Genomic DNA, 19,137 nt, shown 5'->3' on the forward strand with positions numbered 1-19,137 from the left:
GATGACAAAACTTACACAGCCGCTGCACATGTCCGCGGGAAAAGACGATGAGCTCAATCTTGCGGCTTTGCTCGATGTGCTGGTCGACCACCGCAAGATGATAGGCATCGTCACGATAGTCTTCTTTTTGCTGGGGACGCTCTACGCATTTCTCGGCACTCCGGTGTACCAGGCCGACATCCTGGTGCAGGTCGAGGACAATTCCGCCAGCGCCGCGGCCAGCAACATGCTGGCCGATATGTCCTCGATGTTTGACGTCAAGTCAACCGCCGCCGCAGAGATTGAAATACTCGGATCGCGCCTGGTGGTCTCACGTTCGGTCGATGCCTTGCATCTGTATATCGATCAGGATCCCAAACGTTTCCCTTTGATCGGCGGCTGGATCGCGCGCCAGGATAAGAAACTGTCTGCACCCGGATTGCTTGGCTATGGCGGCTATGCCTGGGGCAATGAAAGCATGGACGCCGATATCTTCAATGTGCCGCAAGCGCTCGAAGAAAAAAAATTCAAGTTGCAGCTGCTGGAGCACGGGCGCTATCGCCTCAGCAGCGGCGAGTTCGACGAGGTGTTTGAAGGCAGCGTCGGCAAGCTGGAAAAATTTGTGGTGGAGGGCGGTAATCTGGAACTGCGCGTGGCCGGCGTCAACGCCAGGCCCGGGGTCGTCTTCACATTGATCCGCAATTCGCGCTTGAAAACCATCCTCGACTTGCAAGACCAGTTGGTGATTGTTGAAAAGGGCAAGCAATCTGGCGTGATCGGCGCTACCTGGCAAGGCACGGATGCGCGCATCGTCAGCGACACCTTGAACCAGATCGGTCAGCAATACGTACGGCAGAACATCGAACGCAAGTCGGCCGAGGCAGCCAAATCGCTGGACTTCCTGAACGAGCAGGTGCCGCTGCTGAAAAGCGAGCTGGAACAGGCCGAAAACCTGTATAACGCGCTGCGCAACAAACTCGGCAGCGTCAGCATGAGCGACGAAGGGGCGATGGTGCTGCAAAAGGCTGTGGATACGCAGACCCAGTTGCTGGAACTGAAACAGAAACGCAAGGACCTGGCCATGCGTTTCTCGGATTCGCATCCATCCCTGAAAGCGGTGGATGAGCAAATCCGTGCTTTGTATGGTGAGCAAGGGAAGGTCAATGGCTTGATCAAGCGCTTCCCGAATAACGAACAGGATTTGCTGCGCTTGACGCGCGACGTCACTGTCAACACCACTTTGTATACCGGGCTGCTGAGCAATATCGAGCAATTGAAGCTGGTAAAAGCCGGCAAGATCGGCAATGTGCGGCTCGTGGATGTCGCGGCCTTGCCGGAAATTCCGGTCAAGCCGAAAAAGCTGATCGTACTGCCAGTCTCGTTGCTGCTGGGCTTGTTCCTTAGCGTGACAGCTGCCTTTATCCGCAATATGTTGTTCAGCGGCGTGACCGACGCCAATGAGATCGAGCAGCATACCGGCTTGAGCGTGTATTCGACCATTCCACGCAGCGATGCACAGCTGGTATTAAGCCGGCAGGCCAGGACGAAAACGCAGGAAGTCTCTTTGCTGGCGGTGGCGCAGGCTGGCGATTTGGCCATCGAAAGCCTGCGCAGCTTGCGTACCGCACTGCAGTTCGCCATGCTGGAGGCGAAAAATAATATCGTGCTGCTGACCGGGCCGTCGCCGGGTGTCGGCAAATCCTTTATCGCGGCCAACCTGGCGGCGGTGGTGGCATCGTCCGGCAAGCGGGTGCTGCTGATCGACGCCGATTTGCGCAAAGGCCATCTCAACGAATACTTTGGCTTCGGGCGTGACGGCGGTTTCTCTGAGCTGGTGTCCGGTTCGCTGGCAGTGGCTGCCGCGATACATCGAGAAGTCGTCCCGGGTCTGGATTTCATGGCGACCGGAAAATTGCCGCCCAACCCGGCCGAACTGCTGACTGCGCGTAGCGTCGGCGAACTGCTGAAAGCCGTGGCTGAGCAGTACGACATTGTGATTGTCGATTCACCACCGGTGCTGGCAGTGGCCGACCCTGCCATCCTGGCCGAGTTTTCCGGCACGACTTTCCTGGTGGCCCGCAGCGGCATCACGAAAATCGGGGAAATTCTTGAGTCGGCAAGGCGCCTGGTACACAACGGCGCGCATCCGAAAGGCGTCCTGTTCAATGGCCTGGATCCAAACGTGGGCAGATACGGCTATGGCTCCAAGTACGGCAGCTATCGCTACACAGCCTATTCATATGAGAAGAACAAGCGCTTAACAACCTGAGATACGTGGGGCAGGCAGCCGGCCGGCATTTCCTGCTTCAGGTCATTACCGCGGTCAAATCAATGAAACCGAAGCCATGAAAAAATTCAGCGCGCTATTTCAGGTCATCTTTGAACAGGCGATCTTTACCTTATCGTTTTTTTGCACGCAAACCTTGCTGGCCAGGTATCTGAGCGTGACCGGCTTCGCCTCGTTTTCAGCGGTGTACTCGGCTGTGATTCTGCTGAACATCATCCATGGCTGCACCGTCATGGAACCGCTGCTGGTATTCTCGAAATCCGATCATTTCATCAGCAAGTCGCTGTTGCTGCAGCTGCACGCGCCGCTTGCCCTGGCCAGTATCCCGGTCACCATCTACCTGGTAATGCATATCCCCAATGCACCGCCGTACTTCATCCTGGCGCTGGTATTTTCCCTGGCCGGCTTCATTGCCTATTGGACGGTGCGCTCCATCGCCATTCTTGAAAACAAGAGTCTTAAATCGGTGCTGCCGGCCTTGTCGCAATTTGCCGGTGTCTGCCTGGCGATTGCCCTGATCCCCAAGGACAGTCCGTATCAGCTCAATGAAGTATTGATTTTCCTGGGGCTACCGCTGCTGCTGGCAAGCGGAATGATCAGCGGCGGCAGAACACCCAAGGCGGCGCCGCTCAGCGGTGCGTCTCCTGAAAGTCCGCCATGGCTGAGCTTCGGCCTGAACAATACCTTCAGCCAGATCCTGGTATGGGCGATGACGCACGGACTGGTGATTTTCTATATGTCGCGCCAGCAGGCCGACCTGGCGGCCAATTTCCGTGTCGTGATGACTTTGGTACTGCCGGCGCAATACCTGAATATTGCGATTTCAAACTATCAATTGCCCAAACTGTCGCGCTTGGCGGAAGAGCGTTCAACACAATTTTCGGTCATGGCGCGCACTTTCATTTTGGTCACGCTCGGCTGCAGCCTTTTATACAGCCTGCTGCTGTGGGCGGCGGGCGAGTCGCTGGTCGGGCTACTGTTCGGCGCCAAATATGCCGGCCTGAACATGCGCGACTATGTCCTGTTTCCATTCATCTTTGCGGCCATCCAGGGGGGGCGCACGATCTTGAAGGCGCTCAGGCTGACTCATCACGCAAGCTGGTCGGTTGCCATCGGCTTTCTGTTTTTCCTGTTTGCTTTTCTCCTCAACAGCCACAGATCGATCAACAACGTATTGCTGCCGACGGTGTTCGGCCTGGGTGCAGCGTCCGTGATCATGTTTTACCAGATCAAGAAAAATCTAAAGGCTATTCATCTATGAAAATCGTGATTTGCGCTGTTCCCTATAGCCCAAACCTGGGCGATGGCGTCATCTATGAAAATATCCGTCAATTGCTGACTGAGCTGGCGCCAGCCGCGCAGATAAGCGCGCTGGATATTGCTGGCCGCGATGGCTATGACGCTTCCACGGTTTCCAGGAAACCTTTGATAAACCGGGTGCCTGGACGGCTGCGGCCGTCAGTTGTGTGCACCTATTTCTGCCTGCAATACTGGTGGCGCTGGCGTCATAAGTGGGCCGAACAGCTGGCCGACGCCGATCTTGTTGTGATTGGCGGCGGTCAGCTTTTCATGGACATCCATCTGAATTTCCCGATCAAGCTGTTTTTGCTTTCCAGGACCATCAGAGCCATCGGCAAGTCCGGCAAGGTGGCCATCTTTTCAGTGGGTGTATCGAAACGGATGTCGAACATTGGCGCGAACCTGTTTCAACGCGCGGTAAAGAATATGGCGCCGGTGCGAATCAGCGCGCGCGACATGCTGTCAGCCCAGCACATGAAGAAATATCTCGCGATCCATGGAGACGTCTGCATCACACCAGATCCAGCGATTTATTCGCAGCGGACCTTTGCGCAGCATCCTCAGCATGCGCCCGGCGGGAACGTGCTCGGCATTTGCATATCCTGCCCATTGGAAGTCAACCATGGCGTCAAGAACGAGCCCGCGTATGAACTGAAAATTTCAGAATTTTTCGAGAACCTGGCGCTGCAGGCGATAGCAGTGGGGTATGTGGTCAAGTTTTTTACCAACGGCGCTCCTGAAGATGAAGCATTCAAAGACGCGCTGGCGGCCGGCTTGAATAGCCGGCAGATAGTCAACGTGCCAAGGGCAAATGCGCCAGCCCAGCTGGTGGCCAACATCCGTGCCTGCGATTACATCATTGCCCACCGGCTGCATGCCAGCATTGTTGCTTATGCGCTGGATATACCTGCGATCGGGTTGAATTGGGACGCCAAGGTCAAGTCATTCTTTGAACTGATCGGCCGCAGTAGGTTTTTCATTCCGTCGCCGATACCGGATGTGGAGAAAACGCTTGATCTGCTGAGCCACGCGCGTGCATCGTGCGGTACGGAAAAGGCGCGACTGACGCTGCGGCTGAAAAAAGAAGTATCGGCGCTGCTGGATGCATCCGTGCATCAGGATTCGGCCGCGGGTGCACGGCGCTGGATAGGCAGCAAGGTCGATTATGAAAACATTGTATAGGACCCGCATCAATCCTGAGTTGCGGGTTGTCAGCGCGATCTTCCTGCTGCTGTTGAGCGGCCTGATCTATTTCTACCAGCGGGTGTTTCTTCCGGATTATTTTTTTATCGATGAAAAGACGATTACCGACCTGATCAGGTATACGGATCTCGATATTTCCCTGCAGGACTCGTTTACCAGCACCGCGCTGGTGTACGCCGTGATCGGACCGGAATGGTCGCAGATCCTGCTGCTGCTGGCGACAGCGGCAGTGATTGTCTATGTCTGCAAGAAATCCTACCGGCTGCTGGACCTGCTGTTCGCGTTTCTGCTGATGCTGTCGTTTGCGTTGTTCAATCTCAAGTTGTCCAAAGAGGTCATCGTCATCATGCTTAACCTGACTGCTTGTGCGGTGTGCGCCATGCAGCTGCCGGATCGCAAGAAAATCACCATAGTCACCGTCCTCTACCTGCTGTATGCATGGAAGTTCCGCGTGTACTACGCAGTCATTGCGGCCCTGATGCTAGCCCTGTATGCGATTGCGAGTAGTCGCGGCAAATGGCGTCTCTGCCTGGTGATAGGCATGCTGCTGCTGTGCTGTGCGATACCGGGTGATTTCTGGGATCAGCTGCAGCAGGCGCGCGATGTCGCCAACGCTAATCGCGAGGGCTTGTCGGATTCCAAGACCATGTTCACGAATCTGCTGGCGCCTAACGGCGTGCTTACCGTCGTCCCGAACGCACTATTTGCCGCCGTTCGCTTTTATTTTGCGCCGCTGTTTTCCTTGCGGGTGCAGGAGATTTTTCTGTCGTCGACGCTGTGGTTTCTTACAGCCGTTCTTTTCAAAAGGCGCAACTACGGCCACCCATTGTTTCTGCTGCTGGCGGCCAATTTCATTATCCAGACTTTTTTTGAGCCCGACCTGGGCTCGTTCTTCCGGCATTTGAGCGCCTACGCCTTTTGCGTATTCGGGATTCGTTACATGGTCCCGGACCATGAAGAAATGCAGCAGGCATCGATGACAGCCCGGCCAGACGGCCTTGACCAGGAGACCTGAATGAATCGCACGCAACCGCTGCACGTCCTGAATGTGGCCGAGACTATCAAGGGAGGTATCGCGACCTATCTCGATACGCTGGAGCATTACAGCCACGATTTCAACTGCCATTTCGAATACCTGATCCCAGCCGCGCAAACGGACCAGATAGCGTCGAGGAAAGTCCAGCCGCATGGTTATTCGAGGAAAGGCCTGGGACCGCTGCGGCTGGCGGTGGCGATCGTGCGGCTGGCGCGGCAACGCAAGCCGGACGTGGTGTATGCGCACAGCACCTTCGCCGGCGTCGCCTTGTGCCTGGCCAAGCCTTGGCTCGGGCGCGGTATCAAGACTGTCTATTGCGCGCATGGCTGGGCGAGCTTCCGCGATCGCAGCAAACTGGTGATACAGCTGAGTCGGATTGTCGAAAGATGCATGTCTTACATACCTGACGCGGTAGTCAATATTTCCCGCCACGAGCATGAAATCAATCGCAGGCATGGATTTTCAAAGAAAAATATCCTTATTCAGAGCACCGTGCTTGACCGCGATAGCCGAGGCCAGGCACAGCGCCAGGCGGGCGACCGTCTGCATGTCCTGTTCGCGGCACGCCTGGATTGGGAAAAGGGCTACGACATCCTGGTCGATGCGATTCATATCCTGCAAAAGAGCAGGCCGGATTTTGTCTACCATATCGTCGGCGATGCGGTGCTCGGCAATCTCAAGATCGAAAAAATCGTCGCCGATAATGTGCATTACTACGGCTGGGTCGATCATGCAGACATCGACTGCTACTATGACCGTGCAGACGTATTCATCGTGCCTTCGCGCAACGAAGGATTCGGCCTGACTGTGCTGGAGGCTTTCCGCAGCTCGGTGCCGGTAATCGCCAGCAACCGCGGCGCCTTGCCCGAGCTGGTCGAGCACGCCGTCAATGGGCTGGTGTTCAATTGCACGGCTGCCGACCTGGCTGAGAAGTTGAATGAGCTGGATCTCACTACCTTGCGCAACTATGGCCGCGCCGGGCGCCACTCCTATCTGGACAAATTCTCGCCGGCGCAATTCGTTGTCAGTTACCAGAAACTGTTTGGACAATTGCGCGGTTCTATCTGATTTGCTGCAGGCGCCGCCATCGAAGTCGTCACATTGCAACCAGGAGCGTGCATGAAAATGCGTACCGGTGTTTCCATACAGATGCTGATGTTTTGCCTGCTGGGCAGCCCCCAGGCAAAAGCGCTTGGAACCGATGATATAGCTTCGATCTATCCCACTGCCGCCAGCATCCAGATCGATCCGGCCAAAATCACGGAACAGGATCTGAGGGGGATAAAAGAGGCCGGTTTCGAGTACGTCAGGTTTGGCGTGCGGCCGGCAGTAGCCGCCGTCGCCAGGAAAAATCCGGATTACGCCGGTTTGCTGGCGCAACTGCATGCTTTACAGCTGAAGCCGATTCTCACATTGTTTGGTGGTCCGGACGTCTGGGGCGAGCGGAAAGCAAACCTTGGCGGCAGCCAAAAAGCCAGCCAGCCCGCCAGCCAGTCCGCCAGCGATTTTGCGGACTTTGCGCTTGGCTTCATGGAACAGCACCGCGACCCGGATATTTTGTGGGAGTTGTGGAATGAGCCGGAAATCCCGACTTTCCTGACGCCTGGACTGCTGCGGCCGGGCCTGGTGCCATCGGTGCAGCAAATCTGCAATTCTTTGCAAAACCAGAAAAATCCTCAGCCTTACAAGGTGTTTGGCTTCGGCTTTTCCAAGATGCCACGCGCTTCTTCCAGTTCGCCCTACGACGAATTACTAGACGTTTCGCTAAAGACCTGCCTGAGCGGGATCTCCATCCACCCCTATCGCGAGAAGCCTGAAACGTTGCTGGCCGATTTTGCGGAAGTTCGCCAGGTAATGGGCAAGTACGGAAAAAGCACTGCCCCGGTGCTTGCTTCCGAGTGGGGCTATTCAAGCTTTTACCCGACCCGCGATCAGGACGGCCAGGCGCTGCTGGTTCTGCGCGAGTATCTGTCCAGCGTCTTTGTGCGCCTCTCTTTGCTGAATATTTATGCATGGAAGGATGCTGGGAGTGATCCTGCCGCGATCGAAGGCAATTATGGCCTGACCGGCTTCAACGGCCAGCCGAAGCCGGCATTGCTGGCCTTGCGGCATTTGCTATCGAGGCTGGCGCAGACCCGACTGGTCGCGGCCACGGCCAGCGGCAACAACTACCAGTTGACGCTGGAAAGCCAGGCGGCTGCCAAGGAAAAAAGAATGATTCATGTGGTCTGGAGCAGCCTTACCCGCTCGGGGATGACTTATCGATTCGCCCGGAACGGCGCCAAGGCTTGCGTCATCAGCCAGTTTCTTCCAGCGCAGACCGATGCCGCCTGTCCTGGCGGCGCTGATGTGGTGGAGTTGAAGGCTGGTCCGGCGCCGCTGGCTGTCACGCTCTACTATTAACGCGCCGGCCGTCCAATACTCAATAAGCGGCGCTGCCGGTCCAGCCCTTGAAGGCAGTCCACACCAGGATGCGGAAATCCATCAGGAACGACCAGTGCTGGATATAGTACAGATCAAACTGCACCCGTTTCTCCATTTTATCGATGGTATCGGTTTCACCGCGATGGCCGTGGATTTGCGCCCAGCCGGTGATGCCGGGTTTCACGCGATGCCGCACCATGTACATCTCCAGCAGTTTTTCGTAGTGCTCGTTATGTTCTAGCGCATGCGGCCTGGGGCCGATCACCGACATGTCGCCGATCAGTACATTGAGGAACTGCGGCAGTTCATCCAGGCTGGTACGACGCAGGAATTGCCCGATACGGGTGATGCGCGGATCGTTTTGCGTGGCCTGGGTCAACCTGTTGTGCTCTTGGTGCAGCTTCATGGTGCGGAATTTGTAGACCATGAATTTCTTTCCGTTCAACCCTAGCCTTGCCTGTTTGAAGAACACCGGGCCGGGCGAGGAATACTTGATGCAGGCGGCGATTACCGCAAGCAACGGCGCCAGCAGCGTCAGCGCCGCTAGCGCAAACAGCTTGTCGAGCAGGTGCTTGACTATAGCGTGTGCACCGCTTGGCGCAGGGCGATTCAGCTCTACCGCCGGAATGCCTAGAAAATTGACAGCCAGGCTACTCAGCATCTGTATGCCCGACGTATCTGGCACCCAGCGGATGTCGACCAGGGTATTGCGCAGGCAATGCTGCAGCTGTTTCATCTGCAGCGCCGCGCTCATCGGCAGGGTGATCCAGATTTCATGGATGTCGTGCGTCACGACGTAGTGATGGATGGCGTCGTAGCTGGCGATGTGATCGATGGCGGCATCATGCTGCTGCTCCAGTGTTTCGCCGGCGGCCACCACGGCACGCACGTCGTAGACCGCAGCGGCATTGCGTAGCGCGCGCTTGTGCATTTCCTGGCCGATAGGGCCGTAGCCGACAATCACTATGCGCCGGGTGTTGATGCCACGTTTGCGCAGATGACAGGCCGAGGCATGGATCAGCAGCCGATGCAAGGCCAGGAAGGCGAGGCTGGTCAGATACCAATACACCAGCCAGCGGCGCGACAGGGCGCCGACCCCATGCACCATGACGCTGAGGAGGTAACCGGCCAGCAGTATGGCGCCCCAGGCGCAGGCAAGCCGGCTGAAGAGCGCCGCCATGGACCAGTCTTGCCAGGCCGTATACAGGTTGAGCTTGGAGAATGTCAGCACCCCAAGCGCACAGCAGAAATACAGGAGTACAGAGTGTATCGGCGCCGTCGTGGTCATGGCCGAATTGAAATGGAAGTGGCCGGCCAGCTGGGCGGTGGCGCCAAGGATTAGCGCATCGACCAGCCATTGCGGCAATTCGAAGGTAAGCACACGTTCGAAAAGTATCAAGGATTTTGAGCTTGCCATGGTTTTTAGTAAAAACGTCCAAAAGAAAGCATTTGACGGCATGGGCAATGTCAGCCTGCGCTGCTGGCGGTCGCTAACGGCCGCCGCCAGGCATGGAGCCGGTCCAGCGGCTTGGCAGTGCGCACGATAAAAGACGATTGCCGGCGGCGTATGAGTCATCATAAGCCGATGTTCCGTTAAATTCAATGATTAAACTGAATTTAATGAATTTGATATTTTGAGTCTTTAGCGAGAAATGCGGGATCGCCGCCAGCGGGTAGGGCGGATAGTCCGTGAGGAGATAGACGTTTGAGCGTGCCGGAAAGAGCTGGCAAGGATGGTAGCTGCCGGTTGCGTTATTTCAGAAGCAGAGGCCAGTCCAAGGGGTGGCGCTGTCGCGGCGTCTTTGCGATCTTACGGCGGGAAAAATATCACAAACGCTTTACCGCACGATGACGGAAATTGCCGGCGGGTTGTTTTTTTAAAAAGCCTGTGGTTTTGCGCCTGCGATAGGTAGAATCTAAACAGAGTAGAGTTCGGAAGAAGTTAACCATTTAGCTATTCGAAGGAAAATCATGCATAACGCCGCAGCAGAAGGAAAACAGCAGAAGCTGGTAGAGATGGTCGAATTTGCGCGTGATCGCTTGCCGCCGGACGTGTTTGCAACCATGCAACCGTTCCTGGCCGAATACTACTCACAGGTAGGCGAAGAACAGATTTTGAGCCGCGACAGCGCCGATCTGTACGGCGCCGCGGTGGCGCACTGGCAATTCGGCCGGCATTTCACCTCAGGCACGCCGCGCGTACGGATCTACAATCCGCGCATCGATGAACATGGCTGGCAATCCGGCCATAGCGTGATCGAGATCGTCAATGACGACATGCCTTTCCTGGTGGATTCGGTCAGTACTGAAATCAACCGCCTCGGCCTGACTCTGCATGCAGTGATCCACCCGGTATTCCGGGTCTGGCGCGATGCCGGCGGCCAGGTCGAGAAAATCCAGCGCGCCAGCGAAGCGGCTGGCAAGGACGCTGAAAAGGCCCGGCTGGAATCGTACATCCATATCGAAATCGACCGCTGCACCGAAGCCGCGCGGATGGAAGAAATCCAGGCCGGCGTGCTCAAGGTGCTGGGCGACGTCCGCGCCGCAGTGGAGGACTGGCGGCAAATGATGGCTGCGGCCAGCGGCGCCATTGACGATTTGAAAAAGCAGGACGGCAACGACGCCGTATCGAAAGGCGAAGTCGCCGAAGCGCGCGCCTTCCTCGAATGGATGGTGGACGATCATTTCACTTTTCTCGGCTATCGCGACTACGAACTGATCGTCAATGCCGGTGAAAACTACCTGCAGGGCGTCCCCGGCTCGGGGCTGGGCATCTTGCGCGATGCGCTACGCACCTCAGAGAGCGCCGACATGACCAAGCTGCCGATCAGCGCCCAGGGCATCATCGATGCGCAGTCGCCGATTTTCATCACCAAGGCCAATTCGCGCGCCACCGTGCATCGCGCCGGCTATCTCGATTATGTCGGCGTCAAACGCTACGACAGCGCCGGCAAGGTGATCGGCGAGCGCCGCATCGTCGGCTTGTACACCTCTACGGCGTACATGGTGCCGACCAATGAAATCCCGCTGGTGCGGCGCAAAGTGGCCAAGGTGCTGGAGCGCGCCGGCTTCGTGCCGAAAGGCCATTTGTCCAAGACCCTGGCCACTATCCTGGAACAATTCCCGCGCGACGAACTGTTCCAGATCGATGAAGACGAGTTGTTCGACACCGCCAGCGGCATCTTGCGCCTGGAAGAGCGTCAGCGTACGCGCCTGTTCGTACGCCGCGACGCCTTCGGCCGCTATGTCTCCTGCCTGGTGTTCGTACCGCGCGACCGTTTCAATACCGAACTGCGCGAGCGGATTCAGGTATTGCTGCTGGAAGCCTTCAACGGCACCGGCATTGAATTCACGCCCTTGTTGTCGGAATCGATGCTGGCGCGCATCCAGTTTACCGTCCGCACCGAGCCTGGCACCGTCAGCGAGATCGATGTCGCCCAGCTGGAAGCACGCATCGTGCAGGCTACCCGGCGCTGGCAAGACGACATGGCGGAGGCTTTGCTGGAACAGCGCGGCGAAGAGCAGGGCACACGGCTGCTGCGGCGCTATGCGGGTTCGTTTCCGGCCGGTTTCCGCGAGGATTACGCTGCGCGCGCCGCGGTGCACGACATCGCCTTGCTGGAAGATGCGCAAAAGAATGCCGGCCTGGCGATGAGCTTGTATCGCCCGATCGAAGCGGCGCCGGCCTCGCTGCGGCTGAAGATATACCGTGCCGGCAAGCCGATGGCGCTGTCGCAAAGCCTGCCCATGCTGGAACACATGGGCGTCAAAGTGAATGAGGAGCGGCCTTATCGTATTGAACTGCAGGATGGCGAACCGGCCTGGATCCACGATTTCGGCATGCAGACCGCGGACGACAGCGAAGTCGAGATCGATCGCATCAAAGGCGTCTTCGAGGATGCCTTTGCTCGCGTATGGAGCGGCGAGGCCGATAACGATGACCTCAACCGGCTGGTGCTGCGGGCCCGCCTCACCTGGCGCGAAGTGACCATCCTGCGCGCATATGCGCGCTACCTGCGGCAGGTCGGCTCGACCTTCAGCAATGCCTATATCGAGCAGGCTTTGACCGCCAATCCGGCCATCGCACGCAAGCTGGTGGAGCTGTTCCTGGCGCGTTTCGACCCGGCGCGCGCCAAGGACGCAAGCGCAGAAGCCAACACCAAGGCCTTGCTGGAGCAGACTGAAGAGGCGATGGATCAAGTCCCGAACTTGGACGAAGACCGTATCCTGCGCCAGTTCCTCGGGGTCATCGGCGCCACTTTGCGCACCAATTACTTCCAGCGTGGCGCCGACGGCCAGCCGAAGCCTTACCTGTCGTTCAAATTCGATCCGTCCAAGGTGCCGGGATTGCCTGCGCCTAAGCCGATGTTTGAAATCTGGGTGTATTCCCCACGCTTCGAGGGCGTTCATCTGCGCGGCGGCAAGGTGGCGCGCGGCGGTTTGCGCTGGTCGGACCGGCGCGAAGATTTCCGTACCGAGGTGCTGGGACTGGTGAAAGCGCAAATGGTCAAGAATGCGGTGATCGTGCCGGTCGGCTCCAAGGGCGGCTTCGTGCTGAAAAGCGCGCCGCCGGCCAGCGAGCGCGATGCCTATCTGCGCGAAGGCGTGGCCTGCTACCAGAATTTCCTGCGCGGCCTGCTCGACCTCACCGACAACCTGGTCGACGGCAAGGTGGTGCCGCCAGTCGACGTGGTGCGTTACGATGCCGACGATCCTTATCTGGTGGTGGCAGCCGACAAGGGCACCGCCAGCTTCTCGGATTACGCTAATGCGGTGTCGGCGGAGTACGGCTTCTGGCTGGGCGACGCTTTTGCTTCCGGCGGCTCTGTCGGCTATGACCACAAGAAGATGGGGATCACCGCCCGCGGCGCCTGGGAAGCGGTCAAGCGCCATTTCCGCGAAACCGGCCTCAATACCCAAGAACAGGATTTTACAGTGGTCGGCATCGGCGACATGTCGGGCGACGTGTTCGGCAACGGCATGCTGCTGTCGCGCCATATCAAGCTGCTGGCAGGTTTTGACCATCGCCACATTTTCCTCGATCCGGCGCCCGATCCGGCCGCCAGCTTTGCCGAGCGCGAGCGCTTGTTCGCCTTGCCGCGCTCCAGCTGGGCAGACTACGACAGCAGCTTGATTTCGAGCGGCGGCGGCGTCTTCCCGCGCACACTCAAGACCATCCCGCTGACGCCGCAGGTGCAAGCCGCGCTTGGCATCGGCGCCAGCGAGCTGGCGCCGACCGAGCTGATAAGGGCGATCCTGCTGGCGCCGGTCGACCTGCTCTATAACGGCGGCATCGGCACCTATATCAAGGCCAGCCGTGAAACCCATGCCCAGGTCGGCGACCGCACCAACGATGCCATCCGCGTCAACGGCGCCGAGCTCAACTGCAAGGTGGTGGCGGAGGGCGGCAATCTGGGCGCCACCCAATTCGGCCGCATCGAGTTCGCGCAAAAAGGCGGCCGCATCTGTACCGATGCGATCGATAATTCGGCCGGCGTCGATTGCTCCGACCATGAAGTGAATATCAAGATCATGCTCGGCCTGATCGTCAGCGAAGGCGAGATGACCGAGAAGCAGCGCAACAAGCTGCTGGCCGAAATGACAGAAGAGGTCGGCCTGCAGGTGTTGACCGATAATTACTACCAGACGCAGTCGCTGTCGGTGGCGGGACGCCGCGCCGCCAGCCTGCTGGAACCGGAGGCGCGCCTGATCCGTAGCCTGGAACGGGCCGGCCGCCTCGACCGTGCGGTGGAGTTCCTGCCGTCGGAAGAAGAATGCGCCGAACGCAAGACCGCCAAGCAAGGCCTGGCGACGCCGGAGCGAGCGGTGCTGATGGCCTACAACAAGATGTGGCTGTATGAAGAATTGCTGGCCTCGGACCTGCTGGCCGATCCGTTCATCGCCGCTTCATTGCCTGTCTACTTCCCACGGCCGCTGCGCGAGCGTTATCCGGAGGCCATGCGGCGCCATCCGCTGGCGCGCGAAATCATCGCCACCTATCTGGTCAATACCCTGACCAACCGGGTCGGCGCTACCTTTGTCTATCAGCTGGCCGATGAAAGCGGCGCCAGTCCGGCCGATGTGGTGCGCGCCACCGTGATTGCGCGCGAAGTTTTCGGTTTCGAAGAAATCTGGCAAGACATCGATGCGCTCGACAATCAGGTGCCGGATGCCTTGCAGGCGCAGATGTTCGTCGATGTCGGCGGCCTGATCGAGCACGCCAGCTTCTGGTTCCTGCACCGCCATGTACAGGAGGCTTCGATCGAAGCAACGGTGGCGCGCTTCCGCCAGGCTGCCGATCAGCTCGGACCGCAGCTGGTGTCGCTGCTGGCCGCCAGTGATGCGGAAGCGCTCAAGGCCAAGCGCGATGCGCTGATCCAGGCCGGCGTTTCTGAGCAGCTGGCGCGGCGGGTCGCCAGCGCCGAACTGATCGGCGCGGTGCTGGATATCGCGGAAGTCGCGGCTTCTACCGGGCGCAGCCTGGAGCTGGTGGCGGCAGTGTATTTTTCGCTCGATCTGAATCTGAATTTCGGCTGGATGCGGGAGCGGACCAGCGCCTTGCCGGTAGATTCGCATTGGCAGACGCTGGCGCGGACTGCCTTGCAGAGCGACCTGACCGGCTTGCAGCGCACCTTGACGGCCAAGGTGATCCAGCTGTCGCCGGCGCTGGAGCAGTCGCAGGAAATGATCGAGGCCTGGCAAGCCGCCAGTCGCACACCGTTGGAACGTTATCGCCGCCTGCTGACCGATTTCCAGATGGGCGGCAATGTCGATCTCGCCATGCTGTCGGTGGCGGCGCGGGAAATGCGGGCGATCGACGCCGCGACCAACTGAAACGCCTGGGAAAGGAAGGAGCCGCGCGGCTGATCTTGCCGCGCCGGTTCTTGCAGCGCCCAATGCAGACTGGTAAATAGAAAGGCGGCGCCATGCCCTCCATTTTATTCGAGACCGACGGCAGTATCTGCACCATCACGATGAACCGGCCGCACAAGCGCAATGCCGTCGACCGCCCGATGGCCGATGAACTGCACCAGGCGTTTGAGCGCTTTGAAAGCGATGCCGCGCTGCGGGTGGCGGTATTGACTGGCGCCGGCGGCAATTTCTGCGCCGGCGCCGATCTCACTGGCATCGGCGATCCGGAGCTGCGCAACGAGCTCGACGCCGAAGGCGGCGGCAGCGGTCCGATGGGACCGACCCGCATGGCGCTGTCCAAGCCGCTGGTGGCCGCTATCAATGGCTGTGCCGTGGCCGGCGGGCTGGAACTGGCGCTGCTGGCCGATCTGCGGGTGGCTGACGAGGATGCTGTGCTGGGCGTATTTTGCCGGCGCTGGGGCGTTCCCCTGATAGACGGCGGCACGGTCAGGCTGCCGCGCTTGATCGGCATGGGGCGGGCGCTCGACCTGATCCTGACCGGCCGTCCGGTGGCCGCCGCCGAGGCGCTGGCGATGGGCTTGATTAATCGCAGTACGCCGGCCGGCGGCGCCTTGCTGGCGGCGCAGGACCTGGCGCGCCAGATCGCTGGTTTTCCCCAGCAATGCATGCTGACCGATCGCAGCTCGGCTTACGAGCAGTGGGATTTGCCGTTGGCCGAAGCGTTGCGGCGCGAAGGTGCGCATGGCGTGCCGATCGTGTTCGGCGAAGGGGAGGACGGCGCGTCCAGGTTCACGCTTGGAGCGGGACGCCATGGCCGGTTTGATGCCTGATATGGCTTGATGGCGCGGGTCATTGCCGTAAATGCGGCTCTTGTCGCGCCGCGATTCGGCGGTTTAGGGAATTTGCTTAGATCGGCTTAGGGTAGGGTTTGGCCTTGTCCTGATATCTAATAACCCAAGCAGATTGGGTTTATGTTACAATGCCGACTATACTTGCAATTTTCGGGCTGCGCGTAGTGGTTTATCCCAATGATCATCGTCCAGCGCATGTCCATGTCGTGAGGAATGGTTGTGAAGCAGTGTTCAACTTGCACTGTCCGCATGGTCCTCCAGAATTGCGAGAGAACTTTGGGTTTTCTCAGAAGGAAGTCGCAAAGATAGCGAACAGGCTGGATATTAATCTGGCGTTTCTTTGCTACGAATGGAGGCAATGGCATGGACATTACTGATAAGCAGTTTGAAGCAGCCAATCAGCGCGCCGCGGACAAGAAAGCCCTGTTCCCGAGCGTGCTGTCGGTCCGCTATGACCGCCGCGTAGCGCGCGTCGTTATCGTGCTCGCCTCCGGACTGGAGCTGGCATTTTCGCCCAGGCAGGTGCAGGGACTGGAGCATGCACATCCTGCCGAGCTGGCCGATGCGGAAATTTCGCCCTCGGGCCTTGCTATCCATTTTCCTCATCTGGACGCGGATTTATATTTACCCGCGTTGCTGGAAGGTTTCCTGGGCTCGAAGCGCTGGATGGCGTCCGAGATCGGCAAGATCGGCGGCAAGGCATCCAGCGAAGCGAAAAGCAAGGCTGCGCGGGAAAACGGCAAGCTGGGCGGCCGCCCCAGAAAGCATAAAGAGCGGAGTGCGGTCTGAACGCTTCCTCAGCTTTGTAACTTGTAGCGAGTGAATTTTTCGATCAAGGCGGCGCCATCGTTCATCAGGAAATTCTCGAAAGCGATCGCCACCGGCGGCAGCTGCTTGTTCTGGCGATGCACTACGTACCAGTTCAGCATCGCCGGAAATCCTTCCACATCCAGCACCACCAGATTGCCTACCTGCAGTTCCAGGCTGATGGTATGGACTGACAAAAAGCTGATGCCCATGCCGGCGATCACCGCCTGCTTGATGGTTTCAAAGCTCTTGATTTCCATGGCGACATTGATCTGCGCCAGCTGCTCGCCAAAACTCTCCCGCATCGACAGCCAGGTATCGGAACCGCGTTCCCGGACGATGAAGGGCTCGCGCAGCAAGCGTGTCCTTGAAATGTTCTTCTTGTTCGCCAGTGGATGCTGGGGCGACGCCACGATGACGTAAGGGTGGGGCGCAAATGCCTGTCGGATCATGCAGGCATCCTCGGGCGGCCGCACCATGATCGCCAGATCGGTCAGGTTGTCGTGCAGGCTGCGCAGCAATTCTTCGCGATTGTGGACGGTCAGCTTGAGACTGACATTGTCGTGGCTGCGCTGGAACTCCGCCAGCAGGCGCGGGAAAAAATAATCGCCGGCGCTGATCACTGCAACGTTCAGCCTGCCGCCGGCTACTCCCTGCAGCTGCGCCATGGCGTCTTCGGTTTCACGAAACTGCTGGATGATCATGCGGCCGTGGCGCAGCATTTCAATGCCGGCCGCAGTCAGATAGATTTTCTTGCCAAGCTGCTCGAACAGCGGCAGGCCGGCGTGCTCTTCCAGCTGCTTGACCTGCAGCGAAACCGCCGGCTGGGTCAGGTGCAGTTCTTCCGCCGCGCGCGAATAACTGAGATGGCGCGCCACGGCCTCAAAGGTTTTCAGTTGGCGCAAGGTGGCGTTTTTCATTTTGCTGCCCGATGGGAGGCTGTTGACTCGTGCATAAGTGGCTGCTAATCGTTCTTCGTAAAAACTTTAACTGTTGCTAATCATCTGCTTTCCCTAGCATGGATTCAGTTCTGCACAACGATGCAGATGAATCCAGGCGCTGTGGCGCCTCACTTGGAGGAAATGCATCATGGCTAGCATCACGCTCGATCCGGCACTCATCAACCCATCCGAAGAAACCTCGCTGTTCGCTTATAACTCCGCGTTCCACGAACTTGGCCTGAGCTGGCACTGGGATCTCGATACCTACCATTCCTTGCTGGCGCGCAGCGCCGGCAAGCACCTGGTCTGCTCCTACGTTGAGCTGCACCAGCCGCATTTGCTGAATGCCTATGATGCGGATTTCCTGATCGGTGCGATTGAAAGCGCCAGGGCACGCTGCCTGGAAAATCTTGCGGCTTGCGGCTCACGCCCTGGGCTCAACGTCAACTGGGCGGAAGTGCAGCGCGCCGAAACCGGTATCTGAATAGTAGCCGCTATTGGCCGGATCCTTGCGGCCGGCGGCGACTAAAAAAACGGCAATCTTGACCGTCGTCAAGGCTGGCGGCAACAAGTCCTCGCACAATCGGACCAGCCCGGCAAGCCATCGCCATAGCTGATCGTCGACGCTTTCCATGGAAGAAAAAAATGATACGACATTGGCTGCGCTTCATGCATCAGGACAGTCTCCGCTTCGGCACGCTTGAGGGCAAGCGCATCCAGCTTTGGGAGGGGAGCATGTTCGGCAAGGCCCAGGCCAGCGGGGTGTATCTGGATCCCGGCGACGTCGAATTGCTGACGCCGACCGCGCCCAGCAAGGTGCTGGCGTTGTGGAACAACTTCGGCGCGCTAGGCGCCAAGCTGAATCTTGCGCCGCCGCTCGAACCCTTGTACCTGATCAAGGCGCCTAACTCCTACCTCAACCCGCAAGGCATCATCCGCGCGCCGGCGGCAGGCGGCAAGGTGGTGTTCGAAGGGGAGCTGGGGATCGTGATCGGCAAGACTGCCAGCCAGGTTGCAGAGCGGGATGCCGGCAATCATATCTTCGGCTACACCTGCGCCAACGATGTCACCGCGGCGGAAATCCTGAATCGCGACCCGACCTTTGCGCAATGGGTACGCGCCAAGGGTTTCGATACTTTCTGTCCTTTCGGTCCGGTAGTGGCCAGCGGGATCGATCCGCACGGACTAAGAGTCAAGACCTGGCTGAACGGTGAACTGCGGCAGGATTACCCGGTCAGCGACATGCTGTTTTCGCCGGCCCGGCTGGTCAGCCTGATTTCGCAAGACATGAGTTTGTATCCAGGTGATCTCATCCTGTGCGGCACTTCGGTCGGCGTCGGCTCGATGAAGCCCGGCAGCACGGTGGAAATCGAGATCGAAGGCATCGGCAAACTTGGCAACCGCTTTGAATAGCGTTGCGGCGCTTCCCTGATTTCT

The 19,137-nt window shown here is 58.6% G+C and carries 14 protein-coding genes; 12 read left to right on the forward strand and 2 right to left on the reverse strand.

What is annotated here, in order from left to right; all coding sequences use genetic code 11:
* Position 1 precedes the first annotated feature (1 nt).
* The 6 genes from CPter91_RS11845 (at position 2) to CPter91_RS11870 (ending at position 8,207) form a co-directional block, all read left to right on the forward strand.
* Positions 2-2,248: a polysaccharide biosynthesis tyrosine autokinase gene (locus CPter91_RS11845; RefSeq protein ID WP_061940431.1), complete on the forward strand. Its 2,247-nt coding sequence runs from the start codon at positions 2-4 to the stop codon at positions 2,246-2,248.
* A 76-nt stretch (positions 2,249-2,324) separates the two neighbouring features.
* A complete protein-coding gene (locus CPter91_RS26920; RefSeq protein ID WP_061940433.1) occupies positions 2,325-3,527 on the forward strand; it encodes a hypothetical protein in 1,203 nt (400 codons plus the stop codon).
* Positions 3,524-4,747: a polysaccharide pyruvyl transferase family protein gene (locus CPter91_RS26925; protein ID WP_061940435.1), complete on the forward strand. Its 1,224-nt coding sequence runs from the start codon at positions 3,524-3,526 to the stop codon at positions 4,745-4,747. The genes CPter91_RS26920 and CPter91_RS26925 overlap by 4 nt, the downstream gene beginning before the upstream one ends.
* Positions 4,731-5,783, forward strand: coding sequence for a hypothetical protein (locus CPter91_RS11860; protein ID WP_150119668.1), 1,053 nt, complete (start codon positions 4,731-4,733; stop codon positions 5,781-5,783). The genes CPter91_RS26925 and CPter91_RS11860 overlap by 17 nt, the downstream gene beginning before the upstream one ends.
* Positions 5,784-6,872, forward strand: a complete 1,089-nt coding sequence (locus CPter91_RS11865) for a glycosyltransferase family 4 protein (RefSeq protein WP_061940439.1) — start codon at positions 5,784-5,786, stop codon at positions 6,870-6,872. It abuts the gene before it with no gap.
* Positions 6,873-6,923: 51 nt separating this feature from the next.
* Entirely contained in the window at positions 6,924-8,207 is a 1,284-nt protein-coding gene (locus tag CPter91_RS11870) for a hypothetical protein (protein WP_061940441.1), read from the forward strand.
* Between the two features lie 19 nt (positions 8,208-8,226).
* On the opposite strand, the gene CPter91_RS11875 is transcribed toward CPter91_RS11870, so the two are convergent.
* Entirely contained in the window at positions 8,227-9,645 is a 1,419-nt protein-coding gene (locus CPter91_RS11875; protein WP_061940443.1) for an undecaprenyl-phosphate glucose phosphotransferase, read from the reverse strand.
* Between the two features lie 554 nt (positions 9,646-10,199).
* On the opposite strand from CPter91_RS11875, the gene CPter91_RS11880 reads away from it, so the two are divergent.
* From CPter91_RS11880 to CPter91_RS11890, 4 genes are all read left to right on the forward strand, one after another.
* A complete protein-coding gene (locus tag CPter91_RS11880; protein WP_061940445.1) occupies positions 10,200-15,062 on the forward strand; it encodes an NAD-glutamate dehydrogenase in 4,863 nt (1,620 codons plus the stop codon).
* Between the two features lie 92 nt (positions 15,063-15,154).
* On the forward strand, positions 15,155-15,931 hold the full coding sequence (locus tag CPter91_RS11885; protein ID WP_061940447.1) for a crotonase/enoyl-CoA hydratase family protein: 777 nt from the start codon (positions 15,155-15,157) through the stop codon (positions 15,929-15,931).
* Positions 15,932-16,080: 149 nt separating this feature from the next.
* Entirely contained in the window at positions 16,081-16,329 is a 249-nt protein-coding gene (locus CPter91_RS27720) for a DUF4160 domain-containing protein (RefSeq protein ID WP_082792792.1), read from the forward strand.
* Positions 16,316-16,741 (forward strand): DUF2442 domain-containing protein, encoded by a 426-nt coding sequence (locus CPter91_RS11890; RefSeq protein WP_061940449.1) that lies wholly within the window; start codon positions 16,316-16,318, stop codon positions 16,739-16,741. Before CPter91_RS27720 ends, CPter91_RS11890 begins: the two co-directional genes overlap by 14 nt.
* An 8-nt stretch (positions 16,742-16,749) precedes the next feature.
* Here CPter91_RS11890 and CPter91_RS11895 read toward each other — a convergent pair whose 3' ends face one another.
* Positions 16,750-17,679, reverse strand: coding sequence for a LysR family transcriptional regulator (locus CPter91_RS11895; RefSeq protein WP_061940451.1), 930 nt, complete (start codon positions 17,677-17,679; stop codon positions 16,750-16,752).
* A 169-nt stretch (positions 17,680-17,848) separates the two neighbouring features.
* Here CPter91_RS11895 and CPter91_RS11900 point away from each other — a divergent pair, with 169 nt between their 5' ends.
* Both CPter91_RS11900 and CPter91_RS11905 read left to right on the forward strand, forming a co-directional pair.
* Entirely contained in the window at positions 17,849-18,184 is a 336-nt protein-coding gene (locus tag CPter91_RS11900) for an HAD family hydrolase (protein ID WP_061940453.1), read from the forward strand.
* Between the two features lie 161 nt (positions 18,185-18,345).
* Positions 18,346-19,113 carry a fumarylacetoacetate hydrolase family protein gene (locus CPter91_RS11905; RefSeq protein WP_061940455.1) on the forward strand — a complete coding sequence of 256 codons (768 nt, stop codon included), beginning with the start codon at positions 18,346-18,348 and terminating at the stop codon, positions 19,111-19,113.
* The last annotated feature ends 24 nt before the right edge of the window (positions 19,114-19,137 follow it).

It is taken from the genome of Collimonas pratensis, from assembly GCF_001584185.1.
Classification (GTDB): Bacteria; Pseudomonadota; Gammaproteobacteria; order Burkholderiales; family Burkholderiaceae_D; genus Collimonas; species Collimonas pratensis.

Bases quoted from the DNA above. Each gene is read 5' to 3' on its own strand.
- CPter91_RS26925 (WP_061940435.1), top strand. From the start codon at position 3,524: ATGAAAATCGTGATTTGCGCTGTTCCCTATAGCCCAAACCTGGGCGAT.
- CPter91_RS11845 (WP_061940431.1), top strand. From the start codon at position 2: ATGACAAAACTTACACAGCCGCTGCACATGTCCGCGGGAAAAGACGAT.
- CPter91_RS11860 (WP_150119668.1), top strand. From the start codon at position 4,731: ATGAAAACATTGTATAGGACCCGCATCAATCCTGAGTTGCGGGTTGTC.
- CPter91_RS26920 (WP_061940433.1), top strand. From the start codon at position 2,325: ATGAAAAAATTCAGCGCGCTATTTCAGGTCATCTTTGAACAGGCGATC.
- CPter91_RS11880 (WP_061940445.1), top strand. From the start codon at position 10,200: ATGCATAACGCCGCAGCAGAAGGAAAACAGCAGAAGCTGGTAGAGATG.
- CPter91_RS27720 (WP_082792792.1), top strand. From the start codon at position 16,081: ATGCCGACTATACTTGCAATTTTCGGGCTGCGCGTAGTGGTTTATCCC.
- CPter91_RS11865 (WP_061940439.1), top strand. From the start codon at position 5,784: ATGAATCGCACGCAACCGCTGCACGTCCTGAATGTGGCCGAGACTATC.
- CPter91_RS11870 (WP_061940441.1), top strand. From the start codon at position 6,924: ATGAAAATGCGTACCGGTGTTTCCATACAGATGCTGATGTTTTGCCTG.
- CPter91_RS11885 (WP_061940447.1), top strand. From the start codon at position 15,155: ATGCCCTCCATTTTATTCGAGACCGACGGCAGTATCTGCACCATCACG.
- CPter91_RS11890 (WP_061940449.1), top strand. From the start codon at position 16,316: ATGGACATTACTGATAAGCAGTTTGAAGCAGCCAATCAGCGCGCCGCG.
- CPter91_RS11900 (WP_061940453.1), top strand. From the start codon at position 17,849: ATGGCTAGCATCACGCTCGATCCGGCACTCATCAACCCATCCGAAGAA.
- CPter91_RS11905 (WP_061940455.1), top strand. From the start codon at position 18,346: ATGATACGACATTGGCTGCGCTTCATGCATCAGGACAGTCTCCGCTTC.
- CPter91_RS11895 (WP_061940451.1), bottom strand. From the start codon at position 17,679: ATGAAAAACGCCACCTTGCGCCAACTGAAAACCTTTGAGGCCGTGGCG.
- CPter91_RS11875 (WP_061940443.1), bottom strand. From the start codon at position 9,645: ATGGCAAGCTCAAAATCCTTGATACTTTTCGAACGTGTGCTTACCTTC.